Annotated in this window: 1 CRISPR repeat array. The window is 51.4% G+C overall.

Annotated features, from left to right (window positions below):
- Positions 1-63: 63 nt before the first annotated feature.
- A CRISPR array of direct repeats spans positions 64-455; the repeat unit is 25 nt; unit sequence GCCTCAATGAAAGTCCCTCCGAAAA.

Raw genomic sequence — 455 nt, 5'->3', positions numbered from 1 at the left:
AAAGTCCCTCCGAAAAGGAAGGGAAATCCCACGAATCAGTGGAGCTTACTGTACCCACTAGAGGCCTCAATGAAAGTCCCTCCGAAAAAGGAAGGGAAATTTAGCCGCCGTTACAGCCACGTTAGAAGGTCGGCGCCTCAATGAAAGTCCCTCCGAAAAGGAAGGGAAATGGGAGTGCCAAGACTGGAGACGCGCCGCGCTGCTGGGCCTCAATGAAAGTCCCTCCGAAAAGGAAGGGAAATCCAGCCGTCACACCTCATGCATTCAATGAATCAGGTTTGCCTCAATGAAAGTCCCTCCGAAAAGGAAGGGAAATGCCATACACCAGCGAGCTCAGCGACTCGAACAACTCACTGCCTCAATGAAAGTCCCTCCGAAAAGGAAGGGAAATTTTAGGGGCTAGGTTGGGGTATAACTGCCTGTCAAACGCGCCTCAATGAAAGTCCCTCCGAAAA

Source organism: Rothia sp. HMSC061D12 (assembly GCF_001836735.1).
GTDB lineage: Bacteria > Actinomycetota > Actinomycetes > Actinomycetales > Micrococcaceae > Rothia.
This window is presented reverse-complemented; position numbering and strand designations above follow the sequence as displayed.